The following is a 15135-nucleotide window of genomic DNA, read 5'->3' on the forward strand; positions in this document are numbered from 1 at the left end:
GCACTCCTGGCTACGTGATGCCCTGCCGGAACGCGTACGCCACCGCCTGCGCCCGGTCCCGCACCTCGATCTTCGCGAAGATGTGGTTCACGTGCGTCTTCACCGTCGCCTCGGAGATGAACAGCCGCCCCGCGATGTCCGAATTGGACAGGCCCTGCGCGATCAGCCGCAGCACCTCCACCTCCCGGTCCGTCAGGTCGTGCGCGGCGGGCGCCCGCAGGTGCTCGCCCGGGATCAGCTCCAACAACTTCCGCTGCACGTCCGGGTCCAGGTCCGCCTGCCCGCCCGCGACCCGGCGCAGCGCCCGGGTGATCTCCTCGACGCCGGCGTCCTTGGTCAGGTAGCCGCGCGCCCCGGCCCGCAGCGCCGCCAGGATGTCCGCGTCGTCCGCGTACGTGGTCAGCACGACCACCTGGGTCCCCGGGTACTCCGCCCGGACCCGCCGGGTCGCCTCCACCCCGTCGCACCGGGGCATCCGCAGGTCCATCAGCACCACGTCGGGGGCGTGCTCGGCCACCGCCGCCACCGCGGCCAGCCCGTCGGCGGCCGTCGCGACCACGGTCACCCCGTCGACCAGGCCGAGGAGGAGTTCGAGCCCGTCGCGGATCACCCGCTGGTCGTCGGCGACCACGACCCTCAGTTCGGAACCCGCAGCCACACCCGGTACCCCTCTCCGTCCGTGCGCGGCCCGGCCTCCAGCGCGCCCCCGAGCAGCTCCGCGCGCTCCCGCATGCCGGCCAGCCCGTAGCCGCCGCCGGTGCCGCCCAGCTCCGGGTGCGCCGCCGCCGTCCCGTCGTCGAGGATCTCCACCTCGACCGCGTCCCCAGAATAGGTCAGGGTCACCGACGCCCGGGCCCCCGGCGCGTGCTTCCGCGCGTTGGTCAGCGCCTCCCGGGTGGCCCGCTCCAGCGCCAGGGCCGCCTCGGGCCCGAGCGGGGCCTCGGGGCCCGCGACCCGGAACAGCGCGTCGGAGGACCCCGCCAGGGTCCGGAGCAGCTCCGGCAGCGGCCGGGCGTCGCCGCGCAGCGACTCCAGCGCGCGCCGGGTCTCGTCCAGACCGTCGCGGGCCAGCCGCTGGGCCTGCTCGACCCGGCGGAGCACCTCGGCCGGGTCGGAACCCCGGTGCAGCAGCATCCGCGCGCCCTCCAACTGCACGACCTGCGCGGTCAGGGTGTGGGCGAGGATGTCGTGGATCTCGCGGGCCAGGCGCTGGCGTTCGGCGAGGGTCTCGGCGCGCCGGGTGGCCGACCGCGTCTCGCGTTCGGAGGCCAGGAGCTGCTGGGCGGCGGCGACCTTCTGCCGGGCGTCGCGCATCAGGAGCCCGATCAGCGCCGAGCCGGCCATGCCCGTCGCCAGGCCGAAGGCGGCCCAGCCGCCCCCGTACCGCAGGGTGATCAGGAACAGCGGGACCGCCGCCACCAGGCAGAACGCCGGGGCCTTCGGCCAGCTCACCCGGGCCAGCGCCCACGGCATCACGGCCATCGACGCCACGTAGCCGGGCAGCTGCCCGTCGACGAGCAGCAGCAGGTCCCCGGCCGCCACGGTGACGGCGAGGCCGCCGAGCGCGTGCCACTCGCGGTCCGGGTCGGCCATGCCGGACGGGTCCCGCCAGGCCATCCGGGACATGGCGACCCCGCCCCGGTACCGCGCGTAGAGCAGCCCGCCGGGGACCAGCAGGGACAGCACGAGCACCAGCGGCCAGTGGACCGGCCAGGAGATGCTCACGCAGAACACGGGGAACAGCAGGAGCCCGAACCCGCGCAACAGGGCCGGCAGCCGGCGCGTCACGCCGCGATCCCGTCCCGCTCGGGCAGCAGGGGCAACGGCCGGCCGCCGAGCATCCCGGCCCGGCGGGCCACCACCAGGCTCTGCACCCCGAACGTGACCCCCGCGAACACCATCGCCTCCCCGAAGCCCTCCGCGGCCCCGAGCGCCCCGGCCCCGACCATGATCGCGATCCGGAGCGCGATGGACGCGACCCACCAGGCCACCGTACGTCGGTCGCCCCGGGTCACGACGCCCGACGCGGTCCGCCACACGGCCATCGTGCGGGCCCGGACCACGCCCGTGCCGGCCCCGACCAGCAGCCCCAGGACCAGCATGGCGACCGCGACCGGGGTGCGCAGCCGGTTCCACATGTCGTGGTCGGTGAACAGGCCCACCGCGAGCATGGCCACGGGGAGGACCACGGCGCGGCGGACCCGGAAGGGGCCCTCCCGGACCTGGCGGCGGATGAGGAAGGCGATCAGGCCCAGCATGAGCAGGCTGTACACGGTCCAGAACACGAAGGTCGTCATGGGTACGACGCTACGAATCCGGACCCTCCCCGCACATCGACGCGGGGGTGGAGCGGCGGTCTCCACCCGAGGGTGCGGGTCGGGCTCCACCCGGGGCGCGTCCCGGCCCGGTTCGCCGCGCCGACGGCCGGAACGCGGCGCACAGCTCTCGCCGTGCCGACGGCCGGAACGCGGCGCCCGCCTCACGCCGTGCCGACGGCCGGAACCCGGCGCCCGGCTCTCGCCGTGCCGACGCCTGGATCCCGGCCGCCTGGCACTCGCGGAGCCGAACGCCGGAGCCCGGGCGTCAGACGATGCGGTGGAAGTTCGCGTAGTGGTCGGGGGAGTACCAGGTCACGCCGGTCGTGGCGTCCAGCACGATCCGCTTCGCGTCGCGGGCCGCGCCCTTGTCCCGGGGGACGACGTCGTACTCCCAGAACGTGTGGCCCGCCGGCAGCTGGCCCTCGGAGTTGCGGAACTGGCCGCCCGCGAAGTTCCACTTCCCACCCGTCCACTGGTACCACGTGCGGGTCTTCGGGAAGTTGAGGTTCTTCCAGCCCTGGTAGGCGTCGCGGGCGGCGGCACAGCCGGAGATGGTGCAGGAGCCGACCACGGCACCGGGACTGGCGCCGGCGCGGTCCGGGGCCGTGGCGGACGGGACCGTGGATGCCGTGGACACCGGGGACGGGGCGGCGGTCGCCGGAGACTGCCCTCCGACGAGGACGGTCGCCACCGCCGCCGCCAGGACCAGCCGCCGCAACACGGAAAGCGCCATGGGAACCTCCAGAATGGTGATATCGAGGGATCCTGATGCCGAAATCGTGGCTTAGCAGGTCGCGGCGGGCAACGGACGGCGCATGAACGCTGCGGTGCCCGCGGGTGGCCGTCCGGCGGTCCCCGATGGCCGTCAACCCACCGCGGAGATGGGTACCCTGGCGGCGTGCAGACCGTCCCCGTCGCCCTCGATGCCGCGTTCGTCCGCGACCCGTACCCCGTGTACGAGCGCCTGCGTGCCCTCGGACCGGTGCACCCGGCGGTCCTGCCCGACGGCCAACGGGTCTGGCTCGTCGTCGGCCACGAGGAGGTGCGCGCCGCCCTGGCCGACCCCCGGCTGTCCGTCGACAAGCGGCACGCGGCCCCGGGCGGCTGGAAGGGCCTCCAGCTGCCGCCGGCCCTCGACGCGAACCTGCTGAACCTCGACGGCCCGGACCACGCCCGGCTCCGCCGCCTCGTCGCGGGCGCGTTCACCGCGCGCCGGGTCGCCGGCCTGCGCCCCGGGATCGAGACCACCGCCGGGGCCCTGCTCGACGCGATGACCCGCCGGACGACCGCCGACCTGGTCGCCGACTACGCGGCCCCGCTGCCCGTGGCCGTGATCGGCGACCTGCTGGGCGTCGCCCCCGACGACCGGGGCGACTTCAAGGGCTGGACCGACACGATGCTGGCAGCCGAGGCGGGCGAGCGGGTCGACGCCCGGTCCGCGCTGGGCGAACTGCTCGCGTTCCTCACCCTGCTGATCGCCACGAAGCGCGGCAAGCCGGCCGACGACCTGCTCTCCGACCTGATCGCGGCCCGCGACGGCGACGGCGGCCGGCTGTCCGAGGACGAGCTGCTGTCGATGGCGTTCCTGCTGCTGTTCGCCGGGCACGAGACCTCCGTGCAGCTGATCGGCACCGGCGCGGTCGCCCTGATCCGCGAGCCGGCGCTGCGCGGCGCGCCCGACCTGGTCGAGGAGCTGCTCCGGCACGACGGCCCGGTGGGGCTGGCGGTGCGCCGGTTCCCGACGGAGGACATGGTGCTCGGGGGCACGCTCGTCCCGGCCGGCGACGCGGTGCTGCTGTCGTTGGGGGCCGCGCACCGCGATCCCGCGCGGTACACGGATCCGGACGTGGTGCGCCCCGGCCGCCCCGACCAGGGCCACCTGGGCTTCGGGCACGGCGTGCACTACTGCCTCGGCGCGCCGCTCGCCCGGCTGGAGGCGGAGATCGCGCTCGCGGCCCTGTTCGCGCGCTTCCCGGACGTGGCGCTCGCCGTGCCCGCCGACCAGCTGCACAACCGGCCCACGTTCCGGGTCCGGGGCCTGGCCGCCATCCCGGTCCGCCTCAACCCCTGATCAAAACCCTCATCCGATTACGGAGGGATCCGACCCGGCACGCATCGGCTGTCCGGAGCCCCCGACGCGCATGGCCCCATGCCCCCGCCCACCGGCTAGCCCCCGGGTCTCCGGGCCCACGGCCACGAACCGGCCGCCGTGTACCCGCCGGCCGCCGCGAACGCCCCCGCCACCGTCGCCCGGTCCGCCCCGGCCGCCAGCGCCGCGCACAGCAGCAGCCGGGCGCGCACCGGATCGCAGAACCCGGCCGGCACCAGCCCCCGGGCGAGCAGGTCCCGCTCCGACCCGGGGAACGCGTACGTGTCGGTGAGCACCGGCCCGGCCCCGGTCCGCGAGGCGAGTACCACCGGGATCCGCCCGCCGATCCCGTGCAGCCGGCCCACGAGCCGCTCCGGTACGTGCCCGACCCCCATTCCCGCGACGACCAGCCCGTCGAGCCGGTCCTCCACCCCGTGCAGCAGCTCGCCCCGGTCCCCGAGGGTCACCGTGACCAGCCCGACCCGCGCCGTCGGCGGGCCCGCCGGCCGGGGGACCGTGAACCTGCCGTCGGGCCGGTGCAGGACGCACGGCCGGCCGCCGACCAGGTAGCCGAGCGGGCCGCCGTTGGGGGACGTGAACGCGCCGACGCTCGTCGAGTGCGTCTTGCGGACCCGGCGCGCCGCGTGGATCTCGTCGGCGAGCACCACAAGGACGCCGAGGCCGGCGGACCCGGGATCGGCGGCGACCCGGAGCGCGGCGAGCAGGTTGGCCGGCCCGTCGTGCCCGGCGACGGTCGGGTTGCGCATCGCGCCGGTGACCACGACCGGGCGCGGGCCCGCGTGCCACAGGTCGAGCAGGTACGCGGTCTCCTCCAGGGTGTCGGTGCCCTGGGCCACCACCACGCCGTCGGCCCCGTCGGCGAGCGCCCGCTCGACCGCGACCGACAGGGCGTGCACGTCGGCGAAGTCGAGCGACGCGCCGGGCAGCCGGCGGAAGTCGACCACCTCGACATCGATCCCCGACTCCGCCAGCCCGGGTACGGCGGCGACCAGGTCTGCGGGGGACAGCGCCGGGGCGATCCCGCCGCCCTCGACGGGGGCCATGGCGATGGTGCCGCCGAGGCCGAACAGGACGATCCGGGGATGTGCGGTCACGCCCCGAGCGTAGGACATGTACGCACAAGCAGTCGCCCGCGCGATGGCTGTCGATCTCCGCGTTGGTCGGGCGCAACGGCGCGTGCGCGCCGGGCGGGGCAGCGGGACGGGCGCGCAGACCGTACCGTGGAGCCTGACCCGGTCGGGTTTGTGATGCACGGCAGTGGGGAAGAGACAGGGCAGTCGCGTCGCTGGGGAGGAGTCCCGCCGTGGTGTTTCGGATCCTGCACGGACAGACCGGCGGCGTGGTCCGCCTCATGGTTTTCGGCGAGATCGACCTCGCTGTGCACGACCAGCTCCGCGACGGCATCCTCGGCGCGGTCGGCACCCCCGGGATCACGGCCGTCGTCGTCGACCTCGGCGCCGTTCCGATGCTGGACTCCGGCGGGATCGGCATCCTGATCGCGGGCCGCACGGCCGCCCAGAACCACCGCATCGGGTACGAGGTCTGCCGGGCCCGCTGGCACATCCGCAACGTCCTCGACGCGGTCGGCGTCCTGGATGTCCTGACGAACGCCCCGTAGTCCGTCCGCGCGTCCCGGGGCACCGGTTCGGCTGTCTCCCCGGGCAGTCCCAGTTTTCGCACCATCTGCGCGTGCCGGGTGTCGGCTCCGTCTTCCGGACACGGCGAGTCCCACCCCGGTGTACCCGGGGCGGGACTCGACTAGCGTGCTACGCGGCCATCGCGCGGGACTCGTCCGCCTGCATCCAGCCCCGCAGCCGGGTCAGGGTCTGGGTGAGCAGCCGCGACACGTGCATCTGGGACACGTTCAGCCGCTCGGCGATCTGCGACTGGGTCAGCTCCTCGGCGAACCGCATGGTCAGCAGCCGGCGCTCGCGGATCGGCAGCCGCTCCAGCAGCGGACGGAGCACGGCGCGGGCCTCGACGACGTCGTACCCGGGGTCGTTGTCGCCGAGCAGGTCGGCCAGCCCGCCCCCGGTACCCGCCGCGTCGACCGGCGCGTCCAGCGAACTCGGCGCGTACGCGCCCGCGCACCGCATGCCGTCGCGGATCTCGGCCTCGCCCACCTCGAGGTGCTCGGCGAGGTCCGCCACGGTGGGCGTCCGGCCGAGCGTGTGGGTCAGGTCGCCCGTGGCCTGCTTGATCCGCAGGTGGATCTCCTGGGTGGAACGCGGCACCCGGACGGTCCAGCCCTTGTCCCGGAAGTGCCGCTTGAGCTCCCCGACGATCGTCGGCGTCGCGTAGCTGGTGAAGTCGTTGCCGGTGGCCGCGTCGAAGCCGTCCACGGCCTTGATCAGCGCGAGCCGGCCGACCTGGACGAGGTCGTCGAGGTGCTCGCCCCGGTTGGCGAACCGGCGGGCCAGCCGGCCGGCGAGCGGCAGCGCCGCCCCGATCACGTCGTCGCGCAGCCGGTCGCGGGCCGGGCCGGCCGGCATCGTCGCCAGCCGGGCGAGCGGGGCGCGCAGGGTGTCGTTGAGCGATTCGCGGCCGTCGAACAGGCCCACGACCGGGGCGAGCCCGCCGGTCGGGGCGGCGGAGAGCCGGGCGGTACGGGTGGGCAGCGTGATGACAGACATGGTTGACCAGACCTCCAGCGGTGAAGGGCACCGCAGATGCGCGCGCACGGACGTGTGGCGCGGAAGTGGGGAGAAACAGCTGGGCCCGTTGCTCGAGCACCACAGAAACGGCACGAGTCCGTCGAACGGACGGCGCGCGCGGAGCCTGGTCTAGACCCCGGCGGAAAACCCGTCGCGTGGAGTACACAGTATCGGCCGAACGGTGGATAGGAAAGCCCCTGGGGTATGCCGATTGGTGACACAGCACACAAGGTGCCGGTGTGGGCGGTACCGGGCAAAATCTGCTGGGGAGTCCCTTCAGCGAGGAGTACACATGGCGGCGTTGCTCTTCGTGGTCGCGGCCGCGTTCACGGTCATCGGCCTGCTCGACGACAACGACACCCTGACCACGATCGGCTGGGTGGTGTGGGGCGTCGGCGTGCTCGCCGCCTGGGCGACCTGGCCCGGCCGGTGGGGGCTGCGGGCGCTGGCGACCCGGCGCGGCGAGGTGGCCGCGGTCCGGATGCGGGCCGCCGCCGAGGCGGGGGACCCGGGGGCCATCCGGGGCACGGCCGCGCTGCACAAGCTGTCCGGTGAGGTCGCCGAGGCGGAGACCTGGCTGGCCCGGGGTGCCGAGGCCGGTGACCCGGAGGCGATGTGGGACATGGGGCGCCTGGTCGAGGACCGGGACGGGCTGGCGGCCTCGGAGCGGTGGTTCCGGCGGGCCGCCGAACACGGGCACCGGGTGGCCCCGTTGATGTTCGAGCCGGGCGGGGTGTTCAACCGCGACGGCACGGCCGAGCCCCCGCGCAGGGCCTGACCGGGGCGCGGCGTCCGGGGCGGGGCGCCGGCATCGGGCCGAGGGCACTCGGCACCAGTTCGCGGGGGCCGGTGGGCAGGCCGGGCCCGCGGGTGGACGCGCCGGACTAGCCCTGGCGGGTCAGCGCCGCCAACGCCGCCGTCACCCCCGCCTCGCCGCCCCCCGACACCAGGGACCGGCGCTGGCTCTCGGCGGACGTGCCCCGGTGCAGCAGGTCCGCCACCCCGGCCTCCACCGTCCCCAGGTCGCCGGCGGCCTCCAGCGCGGGCCGGACGTGCGCCACGAGCCGGCCCACCAGGTCGGCGGCCTTCACCGCCTCGCCGGCCACCGGGTCGACCAGCCGGTCGCGGAGCCCGTCGCGGGCGGCGGTCCAGGTGGCGGCGCGCAACAGCTCGTCGGGTACGTCGGCCGGCGGGGCGCCCGCCTCGTCCTCGGCGGCGGCGGTGGCCACCAGGGCGCGGCCCAGGCCGGCGAGCAGGACCACGTCGTCCAGCCGGGGGGTCGAATCGCAGATCCGCAGCTCCAGGGTGGGGTACCGGGCCGAGACCCGGGCGTCGTAGTAGATCATCCGGGCGTCGTCGATCACCCCGGTGTCGATCAGCCGGCGGACGCTGCGCCGGTACGCGGCGTGGTCGGGGAAGACCGGGGGCGGGCCGGCCGTGGGCCACCGGGAGGCGACGATGTTGCGGTACGAGGCGTAGCCGGTGTCGGCATGCTGGAAGTACGGCGAGCTGGCCGACAGGGCGAGCAGGGTCGGCAGCCAGCCGCGCAACCGGGGGATGATCCGGACCGCGAGATCGGGGTGCTCGACGCCGACCTGGACCTGGGTGGCGCACACCTGCTGCTCGACGGCGAGCTTCTGGTAGCGGTCCCGGATCCGGCGGTACCGGTCGTCCGGGTACACCGGGGCGGTCGCCACCCCGGAGTCGGGCACGGTGCCGGCCGCGACCACGCACAGGCCCGCCCGGTCCGCCGCCGCCACGAGGGCCTTGCGGGACGCGACCAGCTCGGCGCGCAGCTCGTCGAGATCCGTGCACACCGGGGTGGCGGTCTCGACCATGGACCGCTGGAACTCCTTCTCGGCACCGTCACTGTCCGTGAGCAGGGTGGCGGAGCCGGGCGCGAGCCGGCCGGTGGCGGCGTCGAGGATGTGGAACTCCTCCTCGACCCCGAACGTGCTGGCTGTGGCAGTCATGGCGTCTCCCTACCCGGTCCGGCCCGAAGTCATGCCGCCGGGAGCGCGGTTGGCTGGGCTGGGACGCGTGTTCGAGGCCGAGGGCCGGTGTGCGGAGTCCACCGAGTGGTACATGACGGTCCCGCGCCCCCGACGGCGAGCGGCCACTCTGGATCCCGGCGCGCAGTGCGCCCGGCCGTCCCGAGCTAGGCTGGGAACTCGCTCCAGAACTCCAGGAATGAGCGCAGACACAGCAATGGACTGGGAATTCGCCGTGCTCGGCACTCTCAGCGTGCGCCACCGGGGCGCCGTCGTCCCCATCCCGGCCGAGCGGCAACGGACCCTGCTCGCCACCCTTCTGCTCGACGTCAACGAGACCGTCACCGTCAGTGACCTCGTCGACAGGCTGTGGTCGGACGGCGCGCCCCGCAACGCCACGGCCGCCGTGCAGTCCCTCGTCATGCGGCTCCGCCGGGCGCTCGGCCCCGACGGCGAGGGCCTGGTCCGCACCCGCGCCCGGGGGTACGCGCTGGAGGTCCCCGCCGCGGCCGTCGACCTCGCCCGGTTCGACGCGCTCCGGGAGCTGGCCCGCGAGGCCGAGCGCGCCGGTGACCAGCTCCGGCGGTCCGACCTGCTCCGCGAGGCGCTCGGCCTGTGGCGCGGCGAACCGCTCGCCGACATCGCCTCCGACGTGCTGCGCCGCGAGGAGGTGCCGGCGCTGGTGGAACGCCGGCTGCACGCCTCCGAGGAGTACTTCGACGCGGAGCTCGCCCTGGGCCGGCACGCCGAGGTCGTCCCCGCGCTGCGCGAGGCCACCGCGCGCCATCCGCTCCGCGAGGGGCTGTGGTCGCGGCTGATGGTCGCGCTGTACCGGAGCGAACGGCAGGCCGAGGCCCTGGACGCGTACCGGCGGCTCAGCGGGGTGCTCGCCGACGAGCTGGGGCTGGATCCGGGGCCGGGGGCGAGGGAGGTCCAGCGCGCGATCCTGCACGCCGACCCGCGCCTGCGCCACAGCCCGCCGGAGCCCGGCCCGGCGTCGACCCCGCCCGGGCTCCCGACCCCGCCCGGGATCCCGACCTCGCCCGGGGACGGGCCAGCACCCGGGAGCGCGCCGGGCACCGCGTCGGCCCCCGGGGCCGAGCCTCCGCCCGAGGCCAGCCCCCTCTTCCAGCTGCCCGCCGACCCCGGCCCCCTGCACGGCCGGGCCGCGCTCGTCGACACCCTGCTCGCCCAGCTCGCGGCGGCCGCCGACCGGGGCCGACTACCCCTGGTGTGCCTGTCGGGCGCGCCCGGCGTCGGCAAGACGGCCCTCGCGGTGCACGTGGCCCGGCTGCTCGGCCCCCGCCACCCCGACGGCCAGTGGTACGTCCGGCTCCGGGGCAAGCAGTCCGGCGACCGCGACCCGGCGGACCTGCTCACCGAGCTGCTCGGGCTCGCCGGCGTCCGGGGCTCCGCCGTGCCCGAGGGCCTCGACGCCCGTGCCGCCGCGTGGCGGGCCGCGCTCGCCGGCCGGCGGGTCGTGCTCGTCCTCGACGACGCGGCGGACGCCCGGCAGGTGGAGCCGCTGCTGCCGGGCGACGCCGGGTGCGCCGTCCTCGTCACGAGCCGGACCAAGCTCGGCGGCCTGGTGGCCCTGCACGGCGCGCGGGCCACCAATCTGGACACCCTGAGCCCGGCCGACGCGGCGGACCTGCTCCGCGCGGTGTTCGCCGAGCACGGTACGGCGGCGGAGCCGGCGCTGGTCACCGAGCTGGCGGCCCTCTGCGGCCACCTGCCCCTGGCGTTGCGGATCGCGGCGGCCAACATCGCGACGAACGCGCCGGAGGCCCCGGGGGAGTACGTGCGGCAGCTGCGGGGCGACCGGTTGGGCGCGCTGGCCGTGGACGGCGACTCCCGGGTCGGGATCCGCGCCGCGCTGGAGCCGTCCTACCGCAGGCTCGGCGAGCCGGCCCGCCGCGCGCTGCGGCTGCTGGCGTCCGCGCCGACCGACGACTTCACGGTCCTCGACGCGGCGGCCCTGCTCGGCGGCTCCGGCGACGTCCGCACCCCGACCGGTGCGCCCGCCCCGACCGGTGCCCCCGCCCCGACCGGTGCCCCGGCCCCGACCGGCGGCTCCGGCGACGCCCTCGCCGGGGCCGAGGCCGTGCTGCGCGAACTGGCCACCGCGCACCTGGTCCGCCAGCTCTGCCCGCGCCGGTACGAACTGCACGACCTGATCCGGTTGTACGCGACCGAGCGGTCCCTCGCCGAGGACACCCCCGCCGAGCGCGCGGCGGGACTCGCGAGGCTGTTCGGCCACTACCTGGTGGCCACGGACGCGGCCGCGCGCCGCCGGTACCCCCGGATGACCTTTCTGCCGCCGCCCGAGGGGGCCGTGCCCGCCGAGCTGGACCTCGAACGCTGGTTCGTCGCGGAGGAGTACCGCAACCTGCTCACCGCCGTCCGGCACGCCGCCGAACACGGCCCGCCCGGGCTCGCCTGGCAGCTGGCCGACCGGATCCGCGGCTACCAGCAGGAACTCGGCGCGCACGCCGACTGGCGGGCCGGCGCGGAGGCGGGTTTGGCCCGGGCCCGCCGGGAGGGCAGCGCGCTCGGCGAGGCCACGATGCAGCTCAGCCTCGGCACGCTCAGCGCCAGCCGGGCCGACCACACCGACGCGCAACGCCGGTTCGAGGCCAGCCTGGAGCTGTACGCCGACCTCGGCAACCTCCCCGGCCAGGCCTCGGTGTCCAACAACCTCGGCATCGTGCACCGCGAACAGGGCCAGCTCGCCCAGGCCCGGACCTGCTACGACCGCGCCCTGCGGCTCTACCGCGCGCTCGGCAACCGGCGCGCCGAACTGAGCACCCTCAGCAACCTGGGCGTCGTCCAGCTCGAACTCGACCAGATCGACGCCGCGATCCGTTCCCAGGCGACAGCGCTGGAGGGGTACGGTGCCCGGCTCGACGACGACACGGGTACCGCCCTGCACAACCTCGGCGTCGCCGCCCACGCCCAGGGCCGCCCCGCCCTCGCCGTCGTGTACCTGACCCGGGCGCTGGCCATCCGCCGCCGGCTCGGCAACGACTACGGCGTGGCCAACGAACTCGACGGCCTCGCCGCCAGCTACACCGACCTCGGGTACCACGCGAAGGCCCTGACCCTCGTCGACGAGTGCCTGGTGCTCGCCCGCCGGGTCGGCCGGCGCCGGCTGGAGTCCGAGGCGCTGACCACCCGGGGCGCGGTGCTGCTCGGGCTCGGGGACGTGCCGGGCGCGCTCGCCGACCTGCGGGCGGCCCTGCGGCTCAGCGCCGAACTCGGCTACCCGCGCGCCGGGATCATGGCGCACACCGGCCTGGCCCTGGCGTACGCGGCCGAGGGGCGCGCCGAGCACGCGCGGCGGCACGCCCGGGACGCGGAGGCGCTCGCGGGGGACGCGCAGCACCATCGGCTCGCGCGGTACGCCCGCGAGGCCCTGGCCGGGTCGTACAGTGGGGCGGACCACTAGGGAGGGACGCGATGGGCAAGGTACTCGTGCACGCCACGGTGTCGCTGGACGGCTACCTGGCCGGCCCCGACGTGAGCGTGGACCAGCCGCTCGGCGAGGGCGGCATGCGGCTGCACGAGTGGGTGTTCCACCGGCCCGCGCACGAGAACGACGCGGCCGTGATCGCCGAACTGTTCGCCGCCACCGGGGCCGTGGTGCTCGGCCGGCGCACCTTCGAGGTGGGGGTCGGGGCCTGGGAGGACACCCCGTACCCGGCGCCGAGCTTCGTGCTCACCCACCAGCCCCGCGAGAACCTGGTCATGGCCAGCGGCACGTTCACCTTCGTCACCGGAGGGGCCGGGGAGGCGCTCCGCCGGGCCCGGGCCGCCGCCGGGGACCGCGACGTCACGCTGATGGGCGCGGACGTGTCCCGGCAGTTCCTGCTGGCCGGCCACGTGGACGAGGTGCACCTCCAGCTCGCGCCGGTGCTGCTCGGCGGGGGCACCCGGCTGTTCGACGGCCTGGCCGACGCCGGGGTCACCCTGGAACGGACCCGGGTCCTGGAGTCGCCCCTCGTCACCCACCTGCGGTACGCGGTGCGCCGGCCCGTCGCGCCGGAACCGCCGGCGCGCGTGGCCCGGGACTGGTCGGACGCCTGACCCGGCTCCCGGGGACTCCCACCGCGCCGGTCCCGGGACGCCGGCCGCGCCGGCCGACCAGCTCGGGGCCGGCCGGAGCGCGCCGGGCGGGGCCCCGGCCCCCCGGTACCCGGATGGTCAGCCCTTGATCCTCGCCACGAGGTCGCGGGCCTCCTTGGCCGTGTAGGTCCCCGAGATCTCGATCTGGCCGCCGGTGATCGGGGTCGCGACGTTCGGCGTGGACAGCACCTGCCCGTCGACCACGATCGCGATCCGGTTACGCGGCGGCGCCTCGGCCGCGACCTTCGTGGTCAGGTCCCCGAACCTCCTCGCGTCCTCCGCACTCAGACCCAGGTAGATCACGTTGCGGGCGTCCCGGATGCGCACCCCGATCTCCTCGACGGCGGTGATCACCATGCCCGCGCCGAGGTGGTGGCACTTCCCCGGGTCGTCCTTGCCGGCCGGCTGGTCCCCGGTGCGGCACGGCTCGGCGTACTCCTCCTCGACCGGCAGCAGACTGACCGGCCGCGCGATGCCGCCCCTGCTCGGGGCCGGTGCCTCGTCCGCGCCGAGCACGCCGGAGAACACGAGGCCCACGGTGACCAGCAGGCCGAGGACCACGACCGAGGCCAGCACGACGAGGACGATCACGCCGGGCGCGAGGCCGCTGGCGGGGCGGGCGGGAGCGGTCGCGCTCCACGGGGGCTCCGGTTCCATGCGAACCAACCTATCCGGCGAACCGGACACCCGCCAGAGCCGCCGGCCCGCCCGGTCCACGTCGTCCGGCCCCGGCCGCCCGGCACGGCAGGCGACCCTGGTGGGCGGCCCGCCCGGTCCCCTGGGGACGGTCAGCCGGCGAGCGGCTTGCGGTACCGCGGCCGGCGGGCCACCACCCCGTACCCGACGCTCTCGTAGAGGCCCACGCTGTCGTTCTCGTTCTCCAGCACCGTGTGCAGGGCCGTGCGGGTCACGCCGCGCGCCGCGAGCAGGTCCAGGCTGCGGTACATCAGGGCCCGGGCCAGGCCGCGCCGCCGCCACCGGGGGAGGACGGCCACCCACGGGGTCTCGCCCGTGCCGTCCGCCCCGATCGTGTTGACCACGACGCCGGCCAGCTCGTCGCCGTCCCAGGCCGCCAGCCACAGGCCCAGGTCGGACTGCTCCTCGGCGACCTCCTCGAGGTACTCCTCCAGGGTGCGCTCCACGTAGCCGTTCGGGGAGTCCACGAAGCACGCCTCGATCGCGGCGTGCAGCGCCGGGTGCTGGTCGGGGGTCACGGGCCGCAGCTCGAAGCCGGCGGGCAGCGCCGCGTCGTACCGGCCGGTGGCCGCCTCCAGGTGCACCTTCGTGAACGCGACCTCGAAGCCGGCGGCCAGCAGCAGGGCCCGCACGGTGGGCTGGGACTCGTCCGCGTTCCCGCCGAGCACGGGCCGGGCCGCGCCCTCGGCCGCCGCGAGCTCGGCGGCCCGGGCCTCCTGCCAGGCGAGCAGCGCGCGCCCGACGCCCCGGCCCCGGCTGTCGGGGGCGACCGCGCCGGTGAGCAGGTACAGCCGGGTGCCGTCGGCCTCGGTCCACCAGAGCATCCACGTGTACCCGACGACCCGGCCGTCGAGTTCCGCGAGCACGCAGTGCGGCAGGTTGTCGGCCACGTCGTCGTCGCCGGGGCCGGGCAGCCACACGTCGCCCTCGACGGCGAGCACGGCGGCGCGCACCGCCTCGACGGCGGCCAGGTCCTCGGGGGCGTTGTACGGGCGCAGTCGCACGGTGTTCCTCCACGGTCGGTGACCGCTGCACGGTCGACGGCGGGAGAGTAGCCACGAACCGGGACGCACGGGTACCGAATTTCGCGCGGGGAACCGGGATGCCGGCCGGCCGGACGATGCCCGGCACCCGGGTCGGCCCAGGTCGGACGACGCCCGGCACCCGGGCCGGCACCGGTCGGACGACGCGAGGCACCCCGGGCCGCCAACGGCCCGACGACGCGCGGGGATCGAGGGTCG

Annotated in this window: 14 protein-coding genes; 5 read left to right on the forward strand and 9 right to left on the reverse strand. The window is 75.9% G+C overall.

Features of this window, described 5'->3' with window-relative positions:
* Positions 1-10: 10 nt before the first annotated feature.
* The 4 genes from PT931_RS27935 to PT931_RS27950 form a co-directional block, all read right to left on the reverse strand.
* On the reverse strand, positions 11-658 hold the full coding sequence (locus tag PT931_RS27935; RefSeq protein ID WP_456248686.1) for a response regulator: 648 nt from the start codon (positions 656-658) through the stop codon (positions 11-13).
* Positions 637-1788, reverse strand: a complete 1152-nt coding sequence (locus PT931_RS27940; RefSeq protein WP_456248687.1) for a sensor histidine kinase — start codon at positions 1786-1788, stop codon at positions 637-639. Before PT931_RS27940 ends, PT931_RS27935 begins: the two co-directional genes overlap by 22 nt.
* A complete protein-coding gene (locus PT931_RS27945) occupies positions 1785-2297 on the reverse strand; it encodes a hypothetical protein (RefSeq protein WP_456248688.1) in 513 nt (170 codons plus the stop codon). The genes PT931_RS27940 and PT931_RS27945 overlap by 4 nt, the downstream gene beginning before the upstream one ends.
* A gap of 286 nt (positions 2298-2583) precedes the next feature.
* Complete coding sequence (locus tag PT931_RS27950) at positions 2584-3051, reverse strand: ribonuclease domain-containing protein (protein ID WP_456248689.1); 468 nt, start codon at positions 3049-3051, stop codon at positions 2584-2586.
* 165 nt (positions 3052-3216) lie between these two features.
* Here PT931_RS27950 and PT931_RS27955 point away from each other — a divergent pair, with 165 nt between their 5' ends.
* Positions 3217-4389, forward strand: a complete 1173-nt coding sequence (locus tag PT931_RS27955; protein WP_456248690.1) for a cytochrome P450 family protein — start codon at positions 3217-3219, stop codon at positions 4387-4389.
* Positions 4390-4484: 95 nt separating this feature from the next.
* On the opposite strand, the gene PT931_RS27960 is transcribed toward PT931_RS27955, so the two are convergent.
* Complete coding sequence (locus tag PT931_RS27960; protein ID WP_456248691.1) at positions 4485-5522, reverse strand: asparaginase; 1038 nt, start codon at positions 5520-5522, stop codon at positions 4485-4487.
* Positions 5523-5731: 209 nt separating this feature from the next.
* Between PT931_RS27960 and PT931_RS27965 the strand changes: the two genes are divergently transcribed.
* Complete coding sequence (locus PT931_RS27965) at positions 5732-6046, forward strand: STAS domain-containing protein (protein ID WP_456248692.1); 315 nt, start codon at positions 5732-5734, stop codon at positions 6044-6046.
* Between the two features lie 148 nt (positions 6047-6194).
* Here PT931_RS27965 and PT931_RS27970 read toward each other — a convergent pair whose 3' ends face one another.
* On the reverse strand, positions 6195-7061 hold the full coding sequence (locus PT931_RS27970; protein ID WP_456248693.1) for a SigB/SigF/SigG family RNA polymerase sigma factor: 867 nt from the start codon (positions 7059-7061) through the stop codon (positions 6195-6197).
* Between the two features lie 313 nt (positions 7062-7374).
* Between PT931_RS27970 and PT931_RS27975 the strand changes: the two genes are divergently transcribed.
* Positions 7375-7860 (forward strand): hypothetical protein, encoded by a 486-nt coding sequence (locus tag PT931_RS27975; protein ID WP_456248694.1) that lies wholly within the window; start codon positions 7375-7377, stop codon positions 7858-7860.
* 106 nt (positions 7861-7966) lie between these two features.
* Here the strand turns inward: PT931_RS27975 and PT931_RS27980 are convergent, their stop codons facing one another.
* The gene (locus PT931_RS27980; protein WP_456248695.1) at positions 7967-9055 is read right to left on the reverse strand and encodes a carboxylate-amine ligase; all 1089 of its coding nucleotides are present in this window, start codon (positions 9053-9055) and stop codon (positions 7967-7969) included.
* Between the two features lie 235 nt (positions 9056-9290).
* Here PT931_RS27980 and PT931_RS27985 point away from each other — a divergent pair, with 235 nt between their 5' ends.
* Both PT931_RS27985 and PT931_RS27990 read left to right on the forward strand, forming a co-directional pair.
* Positions 9291-12521 carry an AfsR/SARP family transcriptional regulator gene (locus PT931_RS27985; protein WP_456248696.1) on the forward strand — a complete coding sequence of 1077 codons (3231 nt, stop codon included), beginning with the start codon at positions 9291-9293 and terminating at the stop codon, positions 12519-12521.
* 11 nt (positions 12522-12532) lie between these two features.
* Entirely contained in the window at positions 12533-13159 is a 627-nt protein-coding gene (locus PT931_RS27990) for a dihydrofolate reductase family protein (RefSeq protein WP_456248697.1), read from the forward strand.
* A gap of 117 nt (positions 13160-13276) precedes the next feature.
* Here PT931_RS27990 and PT931_RS27995 read toward each other — a convergent pair whose 3' ends face one another.
* Positions 13277-13855 carry a SecDF P1 head subdomain-containing protein gene (locus PT931_RS27995; RefSeq protein WP_456248698.1) on the reverse strand — a complete coding sequence of 193 codons (579 nt, stop codon included), beginning with the start codon at positions 13853-13855 and terminating at the stop codon, positions 13277-13279.
* A gap of 131 nt (positions 13856-13986) precedes the next feature.
* The gene (locus PT931_RS28000) at positions 13987-14898 is read right to left on the reverse strand and encodes a GNAT family N-acetyltransferase (RefSeq protein WP_456248699.1); all 912 of its coding nucleotides are present in this window, start codon (positions 14896-14898) and stop codon (positions 13987-13989) included.
* Positions 14899-15135: the final 237 nt, after the last annotated feature.

Source organism: Longispora urticae (genome assembly GCF_053902585.1).

What these genes read in the sequence shown, in the direction of transcription:
- PT931_RS27975 (WP_456248694.1), top strand. Translation starts at nt 7,375, where the DNA reads ATGGCGGCGTTGCTCTTCGTGGTCGCGGCCGCGTTCACGGTCATCGGC.
- PT931_RS27985 (WP_456248696.1), top strand. Translation starts at nt 9,291, where the DNA reads ATGGACTGGGAATTCGCCGTGCTCGGCACTCTCAGCGTGCGCCACCGG.
- PT931_RS27990 (WP_456248697.1), top strand. Translation starts at nt 12,533, where the DNA reads ATGGGCAAGGTACTCGTGCACGCCACGGTGTCGCTGGACGGCTACCTG.
- PT931_RS27995 (WP_456248698.1), bottom strand. Translation starts at nt 13,855, where the DNA reads ATGGAACCGGAGCCCCCGTGGAGCGCGACCGCTCCCGCCCGCCCCGCC.
- PT931_RS27980 (WP_456248695.1), bottom strand. Translation starts at nt 9,055, where the DNA reads ATGACTGCCACAGCCAGCACGTTCGGGGTCGAGGAGGAGTTCCACATC.
- PT931_RS27945 (WP_456248688.1), bottom strand. Translation starts at nt 2,297, where the DNA reads ATGACGACCTTCGTGTTCTGGACCGTGTACAGCCTGCTCATGCTGGGC.
- PT931_RS27950 (WP_456248689.1), bottom strand. Translation starts at nt 3,051, where the DNA reads ATGGCGCTTTCCGTGTTGCGGCGGCTGGTCCTGGCGGCGGCGGTGGCG.
- PT931_RS27970 (WP_456248693.1), bottom strand. Translation starts at nt 7,061, where the DNA reads ATGTCTGTCATCACGCTGCCCACCCGTACCGCCCGGCTCTCCGCCGCC.